Raw genomic sequence first — 17,164 nt, 5'->3', positions numbered from 1 at the left:
AGTTAAAACAAGTTATTTAAACAGTTTTCTATAAATCAACGTATATAATAAATTCACTTTACAATACATTGGATTGGAATCTTATGTCCGATTGGCCACCAAAACCACAAAATGAACCTACAAATAGCAATAATGTGACAGGCAAAGAATGGCAGATTTTAGAAAAAGCTGTTTTGGCTTCTGTCGAAGAACAACGCCGTAGTCGACGTTGGAGCATCTTTTTTAAATGCTTAGGTTTTGCGTATTTATTAATCGTATTGATCGCAATGAGCAAAGGCTGCTCAACTTCTGTAGAAAAATCAAATACGAATGTCAGCTCTGATCATTTAGCTGTGATTGATATTGTTGGAACTATTGATTCTTCTAGTGGTCAATCTACTGTCAATAGTGAAGACACCAATAAAGCATTAAATCGTGCATTTGAAGCCACTGGCAGTAAAGCGATTGCATTGAATATTAATTCTCCTGGTGGCTCACCCGTGCAATCTGATGAGATTTGGCAAGAGATTCGCTACCTTAAAAAACAACATCCAGATAAAAAAGTCTATGCCGTGATTGGTGATATGGGTGCATCGGGTGCTTACTATATTGCTTCTGCTGCAGATGAGATCATTGTAAACCCATCAAGTTTGGTTGGTTCAATCGGTGTGATTATGCCGAACTATGGTTTGAGTGGTTTAGCGCAAAAACTTGGTGTTGAAGACCGTACTTTAACTTCTGGTAATAATAAAGACATTCTAAGTATGACTAAGCCAATTAATCCAGCGCAACAAGCACATGTGCAAGCTGTTTTAGATAATGTTCATACACATTTTATTAATGCAGTCAAAGAAGGTCGTGGAAAACGATTAAAGTCAAATGATCCTGCGGTATTTTCTGGTCTATTCTGGACGGGTGAACAGGCAATTGCATTAGGTGTTGCAGATCGTAGTGGTAGTATTACAACATTGATGCGCGATCTTAAAATAGATCAGAAATTAGATTATACCGTTCAACGCAATCCTTTAGAGTCGATTTTAGGACGTATGGGTACAAAGATTGGTGAAGGAATTAGTAGTTCACTTTCTGCACAACTACAAACCCAACAAAATGCAAAAATACAATAATCATCAAGACTAGGCTATGATCATTCACAGCCTTTTTTATTTTTAAACATAACTGGGCAGTTCTCCCTTTTAAATTGCAAAGCATTTGCAGCGCGAGATAATCGACCAATCAATATATAAATTGAAAGAAACGCTTATGAAACCTTTGATTCATTTTGCACATGCTAATGGTGTTCCATCTAAAGTTTATCAGAAGCTATTTGAGCAGTTAAAAGATCAATATGACATTATCTATGTTGCAGAGATTGGCACTGATAAACGTTATCCAATTACACATGGATGGAGGCATTTAGTTGATCAAATCATTGATAGTATCGTGCAACAATCACAAGGTCGAAAAGTAATTGGCTTGGGACACTCGTTAGGTTCTGTATTAACACTAATGGCATCTTATCGTCGTCCTGAGTTGTTTTCTCAAGTGATGATGCTTGACCCACCATTTATTATAGGTAAAGCATCATTTGCTTTTCATCTTGCTAAAGTTTTTCAACCTAAATTGGTCGATAAAATTACGCCAGCAGGTCTATCTGTACGTCGCCGTGATCATTGGGAGTCTCGTGAACAAGCAGCAGAACTTTTAGGCTCTAGAGGATTTTATCAACACTTTGATGCAGATTGCTTCCAAGCTTATATTCAGCATGCTTTGAGCAATGATCCATTGAAGGGTGGAGTGACTTTAACCATCCCGAAAGTGGATGAGGTTGCAATGTTTAGAACGACACCATCGATGTGGTGGTTGCCTATGCCAAAACCTAGAGTACCTGTTCATTTGGTTGTTGGTCGTGATAGTGTGTTCTTAAAAGAAAAACTTCCTCAAGTTGCTAAACGGAAATTGGGTATTCCTTTTTCAATTGTTAATGGTGGACATATGTTCCCATTAGAGCATCCGACTGAAACTGTGGAAAAAATCAGAAGTTTGATTGATAAATAAGCTAAAAAAATACGAAATTCAACCAAGTATCAGGTGATCAAAACTTGGTTGAATTAATGGACAATAAGAAATACACTTTATTCAAATAATTTATAAAGAAGAACGATGGAAAACTTATGGTGTAGCTGTATACATGTTAGGTATTCTATTTTTCTATGGGATAGAATATTTTTATTATCAAAATAACCAACAATTGTTATGGCTAAGTTTGAACACCTCTGTTGGCGCTTGGTTCAACACCCTTACATTTACTTATTCTTAATTGTAGATGTTCTTCCAATCTTAGCCTTATTTTTGCTTTCGCAACAACAATTTGAAAAATATTTTAAGTGGTGTGTTTATTTTTTTATTATTCCGATTGATTTGTATTACTTTTGGGAAATTGGTCTTCCTCTAAATCTATTATGCTTCAATTTATCTTCATTATCCTTATATAGAAAAACAGTGAAAATTTAAAAATTGAATTATAAAAAACACATCCGAAGATGTGTTTTATTTTTAGAATTGAGCAAATTGAATTGGTCGTTCTAAAGGTTTTTTATTGAAATATGCTTGACCATTTGTCCAAGTGAGTTGACCATTACATAACCATTCTGCAACCTGAGGGTAGATGAAGTGTTCAAGCTCATGCACACGTTGTGCTAGGCTTTCTACATTATCATGCAAACTCACTTGAATGGCGGATTGCGCTATACTTTGTCCAGCATCTAGTTCAGCAGTGACAAAATGAACGGTACAACCATGCAAGCGATCTCCAGTATTTAATACACGTTGATGTGTATTAATTCCTTTATAAAAAGGCAGCAGAGAAGGGTGAATATTTAACATTTTACCTTGCCATTGACTGACAAAGTTTGGCGTTAAAATACGCATAAAACCTGCAAGGATAACTAAGTCAATTTCCCAAGCAAGCAATTGCTGATGCATAGCATCGTCAAAGCTTTCTCGATTCGGATAATCTTTATGTGAAATAACAGCGGTTGCAATATTGGCTTTCTCAGCACGCTGCAATGCATATGCATCAGCTTTATTTGATAGAACACCAATGATTTGCCCTGACAGATTTGCATCTATCAGGGCCTGTAAGTTGCTACCGTTGCCTGAGACAAGGACAGCAATTCTCATTATGCAAAGATCACGCGAATTTTTTCGTCTGCACCTTCAACTGATTCAGCATTTTCTTGGATATAACCAATTTTCCATGCTTTTTCGCCTTGAGTATTTAATACATCAATGGCTTTATCAGCTTCGCTTGCATCAACAGCGATTACCATGCCAACGCCACAGTTAAATGTACGATACATTTCAAAGCGTTCTACATTACCTTCACGTTGTAACAACTGGAATAATTCAGACCATTCCCAGCTTGACTCGTCAATTACAGCTTGAGCGCCATTCGGAAGAACACGCGGTAAGTTACCCGGTAACCCACCACCCGTGATGTGAGCCATAGCATGAACATCAACTTGTTTGCAAAGTTCAAGTACTGGTTTTACATAAATACGTGTTGGTTCCATTGCAACATCTGCAAGTGGGCGACCATCAACGATTTGAGTTAAATCAACGTTCTTAACATCTAAAATTTTGCGTAGTAATGAGTAACCATTAGAGTGCGCACCACTTGATGCAACCCCGATAAGTACATCACCAGATTTTACTTTAGTGCCATCAATAATTTTACTATGCTCAACTACACCAACAGCGAAACCAGCAAGATCGTAATCTTCGCCTTCATACATACCTGGCATTTCAGCAGTTTCACCACCAACAAGTGCACAGCCAGCAAGTTCACAACCTTTACCAATACCCGTTACTACATTTGCTGCAACATCAACATTCAAATGACCTGTTGCATAGTAGTCTAGGAAAAATAATGGTTCAGCACCACAAACAAGTAAATCGTTTACACACATTGCAACAAGATCTTGACCAATCGTGTCGTGACGATTTAGATTTAACGCTAAACGTAATTTTGTACCTACGCCGTCTGTGCCAGAAACCAATACAGGTTCTTCATAGCCTTTTGGAATTTTGCATAGTGCGCCAAAACCACCTAAACCGCCCATGACTTCCGGACGAGTGGTACGCTTAGCGACAGATTTGATACGATCGACCAGTGCGTCGCCCGCTTCAATGTCGACGCCCGCATCTTTATAGCTTAAACCAGTATTTGGGGTAGAAGTTGAGTTGCTCATAGTGAAGTCTCCGCATTGGCGGCAGATTATAACCTGAATATACGAAACTCTTATGTTATTTATGCTCGAAAATGCTATCTTTAATTAAATTTTTTTCCCATTTATAACGATTACACGAAAAAAGGCTAGATTTTATGCAAGATCAGGTACTACGTCGTATCTTTATCCTCGCAGGACTCGCATTACTACTTTGGGTGTTGTATCTATTAAAACCAGTTGTATTACCATTTGTTGGCGCTTTTTTTATTGCCTATCTCTTTAGTCCCCTTGTAGATGTCCTTGTAAAAATTAAATTACCTCGCTGGTTGGCGATCAGTCTCGTCTTTGTTGGGATTGGCGTAACCTTAACAGTTGTTTTATGGTTCCTTGTCCCATTGGTTTGGAAGCAATTAATCTATGCGCGAGATAGTATTCCAGCAGGTATACATTGGGTAAATGCGACATTTCTACCTTGGGTATCCCATACTTTTAATGTTGTTCCAATGGAGTTGGATACAGAACAGATTTCTAAAGCAATTATGGAATACATTCAAACGAATTACAGTGCAGATAGTATTCAAGCCATGGCTTTACGTTTAGCACAATCTGGTTTGAATTTTATTCAATTAGGTGGCGTATTTATTTTGATTCCTATCATTTCATTCTATTTCTTACTTGATTGGGAAAGAATGTTGCAAAGTATGCGTCGTTTAATACCTCGTCCATATGAAGAATCAACTTTAGTCATTGTTCGTGAATGTCATAGCGTGCTTGGAGCGTTTGTTAAAGGTCAGTTCCTCGTAATGCTGCTATTAGGAATAGTGTATGCCGTTGGCCTGCAAATCATTGGTTTAGAAGTGGGTTTAATTATTGGAATGATTGCTGGTTTGGCCAGTATTATCCCTTATCTAGGCTTTGGTGTTGGTATTATCGCAGCCGTGATTGCTTCATTATTCCAGTTTGGTCTTGATTGGATGCAGTTACTTTTAGTGGGTATTGTATTTATGATTGGGCAAATGGTGGAAGGATATATTTTGCAGCCTTTCTTACTTGGTGACAAAATTGGTCTATCTCCTGTTGCTGTTGTATTTGCGGTACTAGCTGGTGCTCAACTGGGTGGTTTTTTAGGGATGCTGATTGCTTTGCCTGTAGCGGCTGTTATCGTCGTGTTACTTAAACACGCAAGAGATAATTACGAAAAAAGTCGATTTTACGGATCTCCAATTGAGGTCAGTATTCAACATGGTGAAATTCAACGTATAAATGTGGATGCTGGTGATGTAGAACTTGATATTGAGATTAAAAACTCTCAAGATAGCGAAACTTCACATTCAAATGATCTAAAGTAATTGAGGAACAAATTAACGATATGCGTCAACTACAACTCGATATAGAACCACAGCTCGATGCGCGAATTAGCGATTTTTCGGGGCCAGGGTGGGGTCATGTAGTTGATGCGATACGACAGTTACATACTGGACTGGTAAATCGCTTTTATGTTTATGGCGGTGCTGGTACTGGTAAAAGCCATTTACTCTCTGCAATTTGTGATTCATATTTGGAATTGGGTCGTCGTGCAATAAAAGTCTCATTATTAGAATTATTAGATGCACCAATTGAAGCGATTACTTCATTAGAGTTTTATGATTTAGTGGCATTAGATGATATTGATGCAATTAGTGGTGTACCTCATTGGCAAAAAGCTGTTTTTCATTTAATGAATAATCATGAGGGACAACTGGTCTTTTCATCTCGTGTAGCACCGATAGAATTAAAATTAGAATTACCTGACTTACAGTCGAGACTGACTCAAGCGGTCAGTGTCAAAGTGCCAAATGGAAGCTCATATACAGATCGACAGGCTTTATTACACTCTGTTATGACGAGGCGAGGAATTCATTTTGACCAACAAATTATTGATTATTTGTTGAGTAATGGGCCACATCAAGCTTCCATTTTATTACAGACACTTGCCCAACTTGAAAAGATGTTGAAAGGTGAGAAAACAAAGCTCTCAAATACGACGATTAAGCAAATTTTTGCTCTGATTGATGAATATCACTAATCGCATAAAATTTCTTGAGTAATTTTGACAGCTATGACAAAGTACGCACAAAGGAATGTGGTTGCAAATTTGTAGTTTGCAATACTAAGAAAAATGAAAATAGAAGGAGAACGGTATGCTCAAACGGACGCTTGCCTGCGCTTTATTTGCGATTACTGGACATGTATATTCTGCGGATATTCAAGTTACAACATTAGTTGATGAAGACAAAGATGATACCGTTTGTTCATTACGTGAAGCTGTAACATTCTTAAATAATCGTGCTCAAAAAGAATTTGAAAACGGTTATCATGGTTGTGGTAATAAGGATGCTTCATCGATTATTATTCTAGAACGTGATAAAGAGTACACTCTAAATAAGGCAATACAAATTAAAGCATCGATGACTATTAATACTGCTTCCAGTACTGATTTTAATGATAATAAGCAAGGTTTAAATAATGCTACTATTAAAATGTTGGGTTCGGAAAGTGTTTTTATTATAGATGATAATAATGTAGAAAATGAACTTTTATCAGTGGGCTTAAAAGAGCTGAATCTTAAAGGGTCATCGCAGAAAGTAGTCGAAGGTGGCTTGATTCTAAATCGTGAAATATTAACAATTCAATACTCTAGATTGATGGATGGTAATGCAAGTTTAGGCGGTGCTATTTATAATAAAGGTTTACTATCTGACAAGAAAACTGCAGGTGTTGTTAGTGTAAGTAATACTATTTTTGAAGGTAATAAAGCTGATCAGGGGGCGGTCATTTATAGTGAGGTTCCTCGTTATATTATTACTCAATCAGTGATAAAGAATAATGAAGTAAAAGCAAATGGAAGTATTTTATATGTACAAAATGCTTATAGTGATACCGCAATCTCGAATGCACTCTTGTTGAGAGTTTTTGGACTCAGAAATTCAACCATTTTTAATAATAAGGGAGGCTATGTAGCAAATATTCGAGGGGGAATGGTCATCAATAATATTACGATGATTTATAATGATGCTGGACTATATTTGCAAGCTCCGAAATGGATTTCAACCCCTGCTACTGACACAAAACCTGCTGAATTAGAGAATGGTGCGTTTATTTCAAATAGTATCATAGCTAAAAATAATAAAAACTGTGTTGCAGATAGTAATGATTCTTCGGTTATTCAAAGTAATTTGACAGAGGTGGATTGCAATCGTAATGCACCCGCTGGACTGCCAAATTTTCTATTAAACACTGATTTGATTGCAGGTGGACAAGTGGAGGGGGATTGTGATTTACCTCAGGACAAAGGATTATTATGTCCTTATACGACTCCCAAAGATCAAATGTTAGGTTTTTTTCAACCAAGATTATTAACTTCTTATAATTCATTGTCTGACTCTCTAATCATTAATAAGGGGAGGATTTTTAGCGATGGGACAAACAAGGGAGCTATTAGTTGTGAAACTTCTGATCAACGAGGTAAAGCGCGCAGTGTTTATAGTGAACTATGTGATCTAGGTGCGATTGAGTTGGTAGTAAATCGTAATGATGTAGAAATTGCTGGGCAAGATATTCTATATGGACAAATCGCAAAGTTTAGTATTGCGAATAGTTTATTGGATGGTGAATTAGTTGATCCTGAGGCGTGTAAAATAATATTTAAGAGTGATACAGATGCTAACGGATTACCATGGCAATCAGGTTGTCTTAATATTGAACAGACTGAAACAAAGTCAAAAGGTAAATTAACAATAGATTCAAAAGGGAATATTGTCTATGTGCCAAATGGTAATTGGCATGGTGCAGATAAATTTAATATCCGTGTAATCACTACAATCACTAGGCTTAATGACCCTTCAAATTATTATATTGATATTCCTACGACAATTGTCCAAGATCCGCCAAATAATTTTCAAAGTAAAACTGTAAATGTTGGCAGCATGGATTTTGGATGGATCTTAATGGTGTTTGGTTTAATTGGATTGAGACGTTTTAAATCATAATCAAGGATGATAAATGAGATGAAAAATTATAAGAAAACCTTATTAGCGTTAATGGTTGTTTCAGCTATGCCATTGTTAGCTGCAACAAATAGTGCAACAGCACCAATTAAAGTGACTACCTTTAATGATGAAAATAAAGAAGATTCTCTTTGTTCAATCAGAGAAGCCTTAGAGGTTGCAAAAACGCGTGTATCTGCACATGGTTGTGTTGTTGCAGATATTTATTCTAATACTCAAGATATCCAATTAGAAGCGGGTGAATATACGTTAAAAAGTGAATTAACACCTGACTCAGAAGTGAGAATATGGGGAGCAGCCCCAGCTAATTGGAATGAAAAAAATGTTCTAATTAATGATGTGTCAAATCAATATCCTGCACAAGTTGAAATTAAGACTACTATCAAAGCAGAGAATTCTCGAATTTTTAATACAACTGCTGGTAAGAACCCTTTAACTTTAACGAATTTAATACTTGCGAATGGTGTTGCGCCTAATCAGGGAAATGGTGGTGCAATTTATGCTGGTGCAAATATTACCTTGCAAAGTATTAAGGTATTAAACTCTAAAGCAACTACTGGTGCAGGTGGGGCAATTTATCTAGCTGGAATAGCTGCTTCGGCTACAATTTCTAAAAGTTTATTTGAAGGTAATGACGCTACAATTGGTAGTGTAATTGCAATGGCTTGTAAGAATGATAATCTATATTCGGAAAGAAATATAAGTTTTACAGCAAGTAGTCTGATAAAAAATGGATCGGATACTTCATTAAGTATGATGGAGTTCTGTGGTCTACCTAAAGCAGAATTGGAAGCAAATACGATTGCTCAGAATACCGCTAACTCTGTCAAAGGAAATTTAATAAAATTTAGTGGTGATACAAAAGCTGGATCTGAAGATCAAAACAATTCAACAATATTAAGTAGCGGTAGTGCATTAGCACTAACAAGTAACACTATTGTAGAAAATAAAGCATATACAACTTTTCTATATGATAAGATTGGTATAAAGACTTTGCTTTTTAATATAATTGCTTATAATTCAGGAGCATATTCTTGTCGTTATTTGTTGGGTGATGCTTCAAAAGAAGAGAATGTGGGAATTGGTGCTATCTATAATGCATTTTCATTATTAAATAATGGCAAATGTGATTTACCCGCAGAGGTATATAAAGATAATACAACAAACATTGATTTAACCAATGTTCCTATGGATACTGTATTAAGTTCAATGGCCCCAGCATCTCAATATACTGCTTTTTTACCAATGTATTATCCAAAAAGAATAACACAAGCAGGAGTCGATAAGCAGGATTTAGTGAATGTAAGTGGTGAAGGTACAACTGGTTGTAGTGAATATGACCAAAGAGGATTAGCTCGTCTTGCTGATGGAGTATTATTTTATCAGCCGGAAGCAAAAAATACATGTGATATTGGTTCTGTAGAATTGATGAAATTAACTGCAGGTGATATTGACAGTATTACTAATCGATCATTGAGTCAATTAATAAGTAATTATAAGGTTCAGAATGATTTTTTTGATAATCTAGTTAAAAACCCAAATGATCCAGAATATCTTACCTACTATAAATACCGATTAGAACCATATAAAAAATTGGTTGAATATTATGATAAAAAAGAAAATTTAAAATATCGGGCTATTTATATTGACTTACAATCATTTCAACTTCCATTACCACACGAAGATGATAGTCATCATTTAGATTTTTTCAGCCCAGAATTATATGATATTAAAGTTGATACGGTTGGGGTTGGTTCAGTTGTTAATGGTCAACTAAATTCTCGTGAAGATAGCAATTTAGTATGTACTTGGGTCCCTGAGATTCAACAAATTGTTGTATATAGAAAAGATGATACGATTACACAAGATGGTGAACAAGCTTTGTGTAGTTATACCATCACATATAAAAATGATCATACAATACAAACAAAAGGTTTAATTAAGGCCTCATTTACAAATCAAGCACCTGAAGCTAAAGATACATCTGTGACATTAAAGTATCAGCAAAAAGAAATCGCAAAATTGAATCTTTTAGAACTAGCTAACGATGCAGGTGATACAGGCCCAGGTGGTAAAGGTCCTGAAACAAAACCTAATAAGTCAGACTTTTGGATAAATGAAGATGGGTTAGAATTACCGATAAGATTATCGAATGTCCCAACAAAAAATCTAATAGTTACTGCTGATCGTAAAGGTAAATGTCCTCCGCCTGATCAAAAAGAAACGTGTTATGGTGGAAATATTTATATTCAAGAAGTAAATACTTTTAATCCATTTAATTATTCGTTTAATTATCAAGTTTATGATAATGATGAAACACCAAAACTTTCAAATTTAGCAACTGTAAACGTGATTAGTACAGCAACTACCTCGGATGATTCTCGACCTGCGAAAAGCGGCGGAGGAAGTATGGGTATCTTCTCTGCATTAGGTTTGTTGGGTTTACTAGCATATCGTCGTTATAAAAAATAAGATTGAATAAAAAAGAGCGCTTTTAAAGCGCTCTTTTTTATATGTTCAAATTATAAATTAAATGTATACAACTAAAGAGTAATATTTAAAAGTAATTAGTGTTCAGAATATTTGCTTAAATATTCTTCACGGATGTTCACTTTATCTTCGGCACTGGCATTTTGCATACGTTTACGCAAAGTGTTCCGTTCCTGAGTTCCCAGTTTTTGCCAAACATTACGCATTTTTTGTTTTTCATCTTCTGGAAGCTGAGTAAACCATTCCATTCTTTGTTGAAGCTGAGAGCCCTGATCAGTTGGAATTTCTTTTAAACTTTGATAACGTTGAATAAGAACACGTTGTTCTTCTGGAGATAAATCATCCCAAGCTTCTTCTGTAGTTGGTTTATTTGATTTTGAGAACACCCAAAAACGCTCAGAACCAGCAAAACTTGTTTGAAGTAAGCTGAGTGTACACACAACAATTGCTATTTTCTTAGCTGCCATGTGGAACTTTATCCTCACCAAGTACCATCAACATTTCCATATCTTCAACCATTTGCGGTGAAAGTTTTGGATTTACAACGACCTGACTTTGTGGCTTATCGTTCAGTTGTAGAGAGCTTGGTAATACAACGATACCAGTGAGAGCTGCTGCTAAAGCAAAGCCTCCCATTTTCCACAGACTATAATAAGAGGTTGGTTTCTTTTGAACAGTATCTAGAACATGGTTCATCACTAACATTTTTTTGTGATGTTGCTCTTTTGCTAGTTGATCGAGTTTGGAAGTCACTGATTTAGTGAACTCATCTTTATTCATTTGATGACCCTCCCGTATGTGGATTTAAATGCTCTAAAGCAATTCTAAGCCCTTGGATTGCACGATGATAATGGGTTTTTACACTACCTTCACTGCAATTCATAATTTGAGCGGTGGTTGCCGTATCAAAACCTTCCCAAGCTCTTAACATAAATGCTTGCTGTTGACGTACTGGTAATTGGTTGATGGCAGCCTGAATTTCATCCATTGTGACTTCTTGGTTCAGAAATTCGAATGGATTGGGGGTAGATTCATCTACCGCATCAATAATTTCCTCATCATCGTCTAAGCTAATTTTTTTGAATAATGAGAAAGGAGTTGCTCGACGTGCTTCTTTGCGCCTCCAATCCTGTAATTTGTTATTTAAAATGGTATAAAACAATGGATACCATTCTTCAATACTTTTATCTGAATACGATTTATGCAATGAAATAAAGGCTTCTTGTACCAAATCCATTGCAATGCCTTGTTGTCCCTGAGTTGCACTTTCCATCATCACAAGTGCACGACCTGTAACGTCTTGCATAAAAAAACGCAGACGTTGTTCAACAGTACTACAATCAGTACCATTTTCAGTTCGAGCCTGTTTCGGTGCTAAATCCATAGAGATGGAAAATCCTGTCATGGATACCCACCATTATTTCAATTCATTAATTATATAACGTTGAAAATGGTGGATGCGTTGACAACTTAAGCAATTATTTTATGAGTGTAATGGATTTTTTCATTAAAAAAATCGTATTTAAAATAATTTAACGTTTTATTGGCGCTGGCGAACCATTTCAAAAAAGCAAATTGATCCAGCGATGGCAACATTTAAAGATTCTTGCCCGCCCGGTTGAGGAATAGTAACAGCCTGAGCATGTTCTAGGGCATAGTCACTTGCACCTTGTCCCTCATTACCTAAAATCCAAACACATGCTTGCTTTAAATCTTTGCTATACAAGCTGGTTGAACGATGTGAACTCGTTACAAACACAGGAATTTGAAACTTGGGAAGAATGTCGGTTAACTGAAAATTCTCAAAACAATGTACGCTAAAATGGGCACCCATTCCTGCGCGTAATACACGTGGGGACCAAAGAGAAGCTGAACCTTGCGTACAAATTACTTGCTTAATGTTGGCTGCGGCAGCCGAACGCAATAGCGTACCAACATTTCCAGGGTCTTGCACATTTTCTAAGATTAAGGTATCAGCTTTAAAATCAATTGTTAATGATGTTTTAGGGAGATCGACAATTGCTAAACAAGGCAGAGTTGTACCTAAAGTACTTAAATCTTTATACAGTACTTCACTAATGACAAAAATATGTCCCTGGTGTAATTCAATCACCTTTTGTAATTCAGGATGATCGAGAGCTTGTTCAGTCGTAAATAATGAAAAGATTTTTTTATGTTGTTGTAGCCATGCTAAACACAGATGAGTACCTTCTAGAACAGTTTGCTGATGTTTCTTTCGAGCACTATTGAGTTCGATCAGCCCACGCAAATGTTTGATTTTTGCATTGTCTTTTGATTCTAGAAAAATAACAGCCATAATATAAAGATCCAAAAGGGCATTATAAGATGATAATAATGCCCTGAATATAAAAGTAATTAGTGGTAGCTTGTTACGCGTTCCACTTCATTTTTAGAGCCAATTATAACAGGAACACGTTGGTGTAATTCTGTTGGTTGAATATCCATAATGCGAACACGTCCTGTCGTAGAGGCACCACCAGCTTGTTCAATTAACATGCTCATTGGATTTGCTTCATACATTAAACGCAAACGACCTGCTTTTTTAGGATCTTTGAGATCATAAGGGTAGAGGAAGATGCCGCCACGGCATAAGATGCGGTGAATATCACCCACCATGCATGCAACCCAACGCATATTGAAATCTTTTTCACGGACTGATGTTTTACCCGCTAAAAGTTCGTCAATATAGCGTTTCACTGGATTTTCCCAATGACGTTGATTTGATGAGTTGATAGCGAATTCTTGTGTATCTACTGAAACTTGTACTTGATCCGTAGTAAGTAGGAAGGTTTGAGTGGTTGGATCGAAAGTAAAGAATACAACACCTGCACCTACGGTAAGCGCTAACATGGTCGAAGGACCATAAAGCACATAACCAGCCGCCACTTGCTCAGTACCCGCTTGCATAAAATCTGCAGATTGAGTGACTGCATTTTTAGCGGGAAGAATAGAGAAAATTGTGCCAACACACATGTTGATGTCGATGTTGCTTGAACCATCGAGTGGATCGAATAACACTAAATATTTGCCATTTTCTTGGGCAGGTGTGAAATCATCCAATTCTTCAGAAGCTAATCCACCTACTTGCGGATGCGCTTTTAATGCATCAATAAGATAGTCGTTAGAAATGACATCTAATTTCTTTTGAGTTTCACCTTGTACATTTTCGTTGCCAGCACTGCCTAAAATACCAGCTAAAGCGCCTTTTTGTAGTGCTTGGTCAATGGTTTGGCATGTTGCCGCGATTGTTTCAATGACTTGTGCCAATTCTGGTGTCAAATTCCCTTTTTGTTGTTCTAAATATTGGGATAATGTAAGGTTTGACATATTGAATTGCTCCGATTTAGCCGCATCAAAAATTGATAAAAAGAATGTCGCTATTCTAGATGAGATCGCTCGAAAAATAAAAATTATCTTAATTTATTTATGTTGCTTTTGTGATTACAAGCATTCTATTACATGCTATGTTGATTGCATACTAGACAGGAAGTTTGGAGAGGAACGATGTCAACCAAAAATTTTGAAGCTACCCCTACGCCAAGTGAATCGATTAGCTTAGATACGATTTCGAAAGAAAGTGTGAAAGATGCTTGGAAAGAGTATGAAGCGAAGCCTGAGTATAAAGAATTTAATAAGCACGATATGATTGAGTCGATGCAACCTCAGTCGAAGCAAAAATCTTCATCTTAATCAAAATAAAAATGCTCACATTGTGAGCATTTTTATTGCAAATCCGAACATTATTTTAATAATGGTGGCACTGCTTCATAATTAATTTCTACGCGACGATTTTCTTTCCACGCTGCTTCGTCATGACCCGGGTTTACAGGTGCTTCTTTACCGTAGCTCACGGCTTCTAACTGCTGTGGGTTGACACCATTGGTAATCAAGAAACTTTCGACCGCTTTTGCACGACGCTCACCTAAAGCCATATTGTATTCACGCGTACCACGTTCATCCGTGTGACCTGTCAATGCCACCCGAGAATTGGCATTTGCAACGAGGAACTGTGCATGTGCTTGAAGTGTTTGATAGTCATCATTTGATAGATCGCTGCTATCGTAATCAAAGTGAACAACACGTTTCGCTAAAAATGTTTTGTTCGCAGCAGTTACCCCTTTTGATGAAGCGCCAGCCAAGTTCTGTGCATTTAATGCAGCATCTTCACTTAGTCCGTCAGTGCTTACCGTGGTTGACGTATTAGGTGCTGTATTGCCTGCTGTGATTTCAGCAGCAGGTTTACGACTCGCACAACCCGTGAAAGCAATCGTCGCAGCTAAGAGTGGAACTGTTAGGTATTTAATATTCATGTGATTCTCCAATCAATCAAATTTATTTTGGTGCCCAAGCGGGTTCACGGACTTCACCTTGTTCGCTTGGTAAATTCATACGGAAACGACCATCTGTAGACATAATAGAGAGTAAGCCGCGGTTACCTTCACGTGTTGCATAAACAACCATCTGCCCATTCGGAGAGAAACTTGGTGACTCATCCAGACTGGTTGGTGTCAATATATTAGTGATCCCTGTATTAATATCTTGTAATGCGACTTTGTAATTACTGCCACTTGGTCGATGAACTAAAGCAATTTTTTTACCGTCAGCACTTAACGTGCCGCGTGCATTAAATGCACCTTTGAAGGTAAGGCGTTTAACTGAACTATCATCAAAACTGTAGCGATAAATTTGAGGAGAACCGCCACGATCTGAGGTGAAAATAAATGATTTTCCATCAGGTGCATAACGTGCTTCGGTATCAATCGCTGAGTCATTGGTCATACGCTGTAGTTGGCGCGTATTTAAATTCATCTGATAAATTTCAGGATTACCATGCATAGATGCTGTGAACAACATAGATTGCCCATCGGGCGAGAAGCTTGGTGCACCATTTAAGCCTTTGAAGCTCGCTAAAACCTCACGTTGACCCGTTGCTAAATCCTGAATGTAAATTGCAGGACGTTTAGTTTCGAAAGAGACATAAGCAATTTTTTTAGCGTCAGGTGCCCATGTTGGAGAAAGGATTGGATCTCGTGATGACAGTACCGTTTTAGGTTGTTCGCCATCCGTATCAGCAATTTGTAATGTATAGCGTTGAGCAGGGGTTTCTGGATTGCGTAATACATAGGCAATACGACCGCTAAAATCACCCGCAATACCAGTCAGTGCTTGATATATCGCATCACTGATCATATGCCCAGCTTGACGAACACGAGAGCTTGGTACAGTCAGCACTTCATTTAATAAGTATTGTTGTTTTTGTACATCATAGAGTTGGTAATGGATTTCAAATGTATTCGCATCGATGGTTTTAATTTGACCAACCACCACATATGGCACACCAGCATTTTGCCAATCACCAGCTTGGATTTGGTTGATGCTTGCAGTTGCAGGTAAGTTTTGCGATGCACTTGTAAATCGACCTGAACGATTTAAATCATTTTCAATGATTGGATAAATCGCACTGTCATTTGTAAAAGGGATAATTGCAATTTTTGGCGCTTGTTCGGGTGCTTTTGCAATTTCAAGGTGAAGTTGTGCAAAAGTTGCTGTTGGAACAATTGCGCTAATAGCAGTCAAAACTGCTAAGGAGATGAGGTGTTTACGAGTCTTGTCCATAGTTACAATTACTTATGTTCGTATTTTTGTGGCTGTTGATTATTTAACATAGTTACAGGCTTTGTTCTATTAAAAGCATGTAACGTTAACTATTCATTACTGTTTTGCAGTAAAGCTAGAAGTAAAGCTTCTTGCTTCACGGCGTGCATCAGGGTCATCTGGCATAGGGTAAGGAGCAGCGGCTCGAACAGCGGCTTCTACACTTGCTTTTACATCGGGATCACTAGAATTTACAATCACAGATAAAACAGCACCACTATCACTAAGTGTTACACGGGCTGTTGCTTTTTGTCCTGTTGAACCAGAAGGGACATTCCAAGCTCTTTCAATTTTATTTGTGAAATCACGTTTGGCAGTCGAAGCAATTTTTTTCGAATCTGCCTTTTTCTGAGCTGCCTCTTGCTCTGCCTTTTTAGCAGCAGCGGCTTTTGCATCTGCTTCGGCTCTTTCGGCATCTGCTTTATCTTTTGCAGCTTTATCAGCAGCGGCTTTGTCTTTTGCAGCTTTATCAGCGGCAGCTTTGTCTTTTGATGCTTTGTCAGCAGCGGCTTTGTCTTTCGCAGCTTTATCGGCAGCAGCTTTGTCTTTTGCAGCTTTATCGGCAGTGGCTTTGTCTTTTGCAGCTTTATCAGCAGCGGCCTTGTCTTTCGCAGCTTTATCGGCAGCGGCTTTGTCTTTAGCTGCTTTATCAGCAGCGGCCTTGTCTTTTGCAGCTTTATCAGCAGCGGCTTTGTCTTTAGCAGCTTTATCAGCAGCGGCTTTGTCTTTAGCAGCTTTATC

Annotated in this window: 17 protein-coding genes; 7 read left to right on the top strand and 10 right to left on the bottom strand. The window is 37.4% G+C overall.

Going from position 1 to position 17,164, the window contains the following annotated elements; all coding sequences use genetic code 11:
* Positions 1 to 83 precede the first annotated feature (83 nt).
* Both sppA and F908_RS10125 read left to right on the top strand, forming a co-directional pair.
* The gene (gene sppA / locus F908_RS10130) at positions 84 to 1,106 is read left to right on the top strand and encodes a signal peptide peptidase SppA (protein ID WP_005161282.1); all 1,023 of its coding nucleotides are present in this window, start codon (positions 84 to 86) and stop codon (positions 1,104 to 1,106) included.
* Between the two features lie 136 nt (positions 1,107 to 1,242).
* On the top strand, positions 1,243 to 2,037 hold the full coding sequence (locus tag F908_RS10125; RefSeq protein WP_005161279.1) for an alpha/beta fold hydrolase: 795 nt from the start codon (positions 1,243 to 1,245) through the stop codon (positions 2,035 to 2,037).
* A gap of 498 nt (positions 2,038 to 2,535) precedes the next feature.
* On the opposite strand, the gene purN is transcribed toward F908_RS10125, so the two are convergent.
* Together purN and purM are read right to left on the bottom strand one after the other, a co-directional pair.
* Entirely contained in the window at positions 2,536 to 3,165 is a 630-nt protein-coding gene (gene purN, locus F908_RS10120) for a phosphoribosylglycinamide formyltransferase (RefSeq protein WP_171063585.1), read from the bottom strand.
* Positions 3,162 to 4,232: a phosphoribosylformylglycinamidine cyclo-ligase gene (gene purM, locus F908_RS10115; RefSeq protein ID WP_004661134.1), complete on the bottom strand. Its 1,071-nt coding sequence runs from the start codon at positions 4,230 to 4,232 to the stop codon at positions 3,162 to 3,164. The genes purN and purM overlap by 4 nt, the downstream gene beginning before the upstream one ends.
* 134 nt (positions 4,233 to 4,366) lie before the next feature.
* On the opposite strand from purM, the gene cxpE reads away from it, so the two are divergent.
* The 4 genes from cxpE (at position 4,367) to F908_RS10095 (ending at position 10,729) form a co-directional block, all read left to right on the top strand.
* Positions 4,367 to 5,560, top strand: a complete 1,194-nt coding sequence (gene cxpE / locus F908_RS10110) for a chloramphenicol efflux transporter CxpE (RefSeq protein ID WP_005161270.1) — start codon at positions 4,367 to 4,369, stop codon at positions 5,558 to 5,560.
* A gap of 20 nt (positions 5,561 to 5,580) precedes the next feature.
* Positions 5,581 to 6,276, top strand: coding sequence for a DnaA regulatory inactivator Hda (hda, locus tag F908_RS10105; protein WP_004661138.1), 696 nt, complete (start codon positions 5,581 to 5,583; stop codon positions 6,274 to 6,276).
* 115 nt (positions 6,277 to 6,391) lie between these two features.
* Positions 6,392 to 8,239, top strand: a complete 1,848-nt coding sequence (gene rbtA / locus F908_RS10100; RefSeq protein WP_005161268.1) for a rhombotarget A — start codon at positions 6,392 to 6,394, stop codon at positions 8,237 to 8,239.
* 18 nt (positions 8,240 to 8,257) lie between these two features.
* Positions 8,258 to 10,729 carry a hypothetical protein gene (locus F908_RS10095; protein ID WP_005161266.1) on the top strand — a complete coding sequence of 824 codons (2,472 nt, stop codon included), beginning with the start codon at positions 8,258 to 8,260 and terminating at the stop codon, positions 10,727 to 10,729.
* A gap of 95 nt (positions 10,730 to 10,824) precedes the next feature.
* Here the strand turns inward: F908_RS10095 and F908_RS10090 are convergent, their stop codons facing one another.
* The 5 genes from F908_RS10090 to F908_RS10070 form a co-directional block, all read right to left on the bottom strand.
* Positions 10,825 to 11,214: a DUF3106 domain-containing protein gene (locus tag F908_RS10090; protein WP_005161265.1), complete on the bottom strand. Its 390-nt coding sequence runs from the start codon at positions 11,212 to 11,214 to the stop codon at positions 10,825 to 10,827.
* The gene (locus F908_RS10085; protein ID WP_005161264.1) at positions 11,204 to 11,527 is read right to left on the bottom strand and encodes a hypothetical protein; all 324 of its coding nucleotides are present in this window, start codon (positions 11,525 to 11,527) and stop codon (positions 11,204 to 11,206) included. Before F908_RS10085 ends, F908_RS10090 begins: the two co-directional genes overlap by 11 nt.
* Positions 11,520 to 12,131, bottom strand: a complete 612-nt coding sequence (locus F908_RS10080) for an RNA polymerase sigma factor (protein WP_005161262.1) — start codon at positions 12,129 to 12,131, stop codon at positions 11,520 to 11,522. Before F908_RS10080 ends, F908_RS10085 begins: the two co-directional genes overlap by 8 nt.
* 156 nt (positions 12,132 to 12,287) lie before the next feature.
* Entirely contained in the window at positions 12,288 to 13,064 is a 777-nt protein-coding gene (locus F908_RS10075; protein WP_005161260.1) for a TrmH family RNA methyltransferase, read from the bottom strand.
* Positions 13,065 to 13,123: 59 nt separating this feature from the next.
* Positions 13,124 to 14,095, bottom strand: coding sequence for a class 1 fructose-bisphosphatase (locus F908_RS10070; protein ID WP_005161257.1), 972 nt, complete (start codon positions 14,093 to 14,095; stop codon positions 13,124 to 13,126).
* A 177-nt stretch (positions 14,096 to 14,272) separates the two neighbouring features.
* Between F908_RS10070 and F908_RS10065 the strand changes: the two genes are divergently transcribed.
* Positions 14,273 to 14,458: an NF038105 family protein gene (locus tag F908_RS10065; RefSeq protein WP_005161254.1), complete on the top strand. Its 186-nt coding sequence runs from the start codon at positions 14,273 to 14,275 to the stop codon at positions 14,456 to 14,458.
* Between the two features lie 50 nt (positions 14,459 to 14,508).
* Here F908_RS10065 and pal read toward each other — a convergent pair whose 3' ends face one another.
* The 3 genes from pal to tolA form a co-directional block, all read right to left on the bottom strand.
* Positions 14,509 to 15,078, bottom strand: coding sequence for a peptidoglycan-associated lipoprotein Pal (pal, locus tag F908_RS10060; protein ID WP_005161251.1), 570 nt, complete (start codon positions 15,076 to 15,078; stop codon positions 14,509 to 14,511).
* Positions 15,079 to 15,100: 22 nt separating this feature from the next.
* Complete coding sequence (tolB, locus tag F908_RS10055) at positions 15,101 to 16,384, bottom strand: Tol-Pal system beta propeller repeat protein TolB (RefSeq protein WP_005161248.1); 1,284 nt, start codon at positions 16,382 to 16,384, stop codon at positions 15,101 to 15,103.
* 96 nt (positions 16,385 to 16,480) lie between these two features.
* Positions 16,481 to 17,164 (bottom strand): cell envelope integrity protein TolA (gene tolA, locus F908_RS16315; RefSeq protein ID WP_005161234.1); only part of this gene is annotated, 684 nt, incomplete at its 5' end.

It is taken from the genome of Acinetobacter sp. NIPH 284, assembly GCF_000369425.1.
Classification (GTDB): Bacteria; Pseudomonadota; Gammaproteobacteria; order Pseudomonadales; family Moraxellaceae; genus Acinetobacter.
Note: the sequence above shows the minus strand (reverse complement) of the source record. Positions and strands in the feature narration are given on the sequence as shown.

What these genes read in the sequence shown, in the direction of transcription:
- cxpE (WP_005161270.1), top strand. Translation starts at nt 4,367, where the DNA reads ATGCAAGATCAGGTACTACGTCGTATCTTTATCCTCGCAGGACTCGCA.
- purM (WP_004661134.1), bottom strand. Translation starts at nt 4,232, where the DNA reads ATGAGCAACTCAACTTCTACCCCAAATACTGGTTTAAGCTATAAAGAT.
- rbtA (WP_005161268.1), top strand. Translation starts at nt 6,392, where the DNA reads ATGCTCAAACGGACGCTTGCCTGCGCTTTATTTGCGATTACTGGACAT.
- F908_RS10070 (WP_005161257.1), bottom strand. Translation starts at nt 14,095, where the DNA reads ATGTCAAACCTTACATTATCCCAATATTTAGAACAACAAAAAGGGAAT.
- pal (WP_005161251.1), bottom strand. Translation starts at nt 15,078, where the DNA reads ATGAATATTAAATACCTAACAGTTCCACTCTTAGCTGCGACGATTGCT.
- F908_RS10065 (WP_005161254.1), top strand. Translation starts at nt 14,273, where the DNA reads ATGTCAACCAAAAATTTTGAAGCTACCCCTACGCCAAGTGAATCGATT.
- hda (WP_004661138.1), top strand. Translation starts at nt 5,581, where the DNA reads ATGCGTCAACTACAACTCGATATAGAACCACAGCTCGATGCGCGAATT.
- tolB (WP_005161248.1), bottom strand. Translation starts at nt 16,384, where the DNA reads ATGGACAAGACTCGTAAACACCTCATCTCCTTAGCAGTTTTGACTGCT.
- F908_RS10085 (WP_005161264.1), bottom strand. Translation starts at nt 11,527, where the DNA reads ATGAATAAAGATGAGTTCACTAAATCAGTGACTTCCAAACTCGATCAA.
- F908_RS10125 (WP_005161279.1), top strand. Translation starts at nt 1,243, where the DNA reads ATGAAACCTTTGATTCATTTTGCACATGCTAATGGTGTTCCATCTAAA.
- F908_RS10090 (WP_005161265.1), bottom strand. Translation starts at nt 11,214, where the DNA reads ATGGCAGCTAAGAAAATAGCAATTGTTGTGTGTACACTCAGCTTACTT.
- F908_RS10075 (WP_005161260.1), bottom strand. Translation starts at nt 13,064, where the DNA reads ATGGCTGTTATTTTTCTAGAATCAAAAGACAATGCAAAAATCAAACAT.
- sppA (WP_005161282.1), top strand. Translation starts at nt 84, where the DNA reads ATGTCCGATTGGCCACCAAAACCACAAAATGAACCTACAAATAGCAAT.
- F908_RS10095 (WP_005161266.1), top strand. Translation starts at nt 8,258, where the DNA reads ATGAAAAATTATAAGAAAACCTTATTAGCGTTAATGGTTGTTTCAGCT.
- F908_RS10080 (WP_005161262.1), bottom strand. Translation starts at nt 12,131, where the DNA reads ATGGATTTAGCACCGAAACAGGCTCGAACTGAAAATGGTACTGATTGT.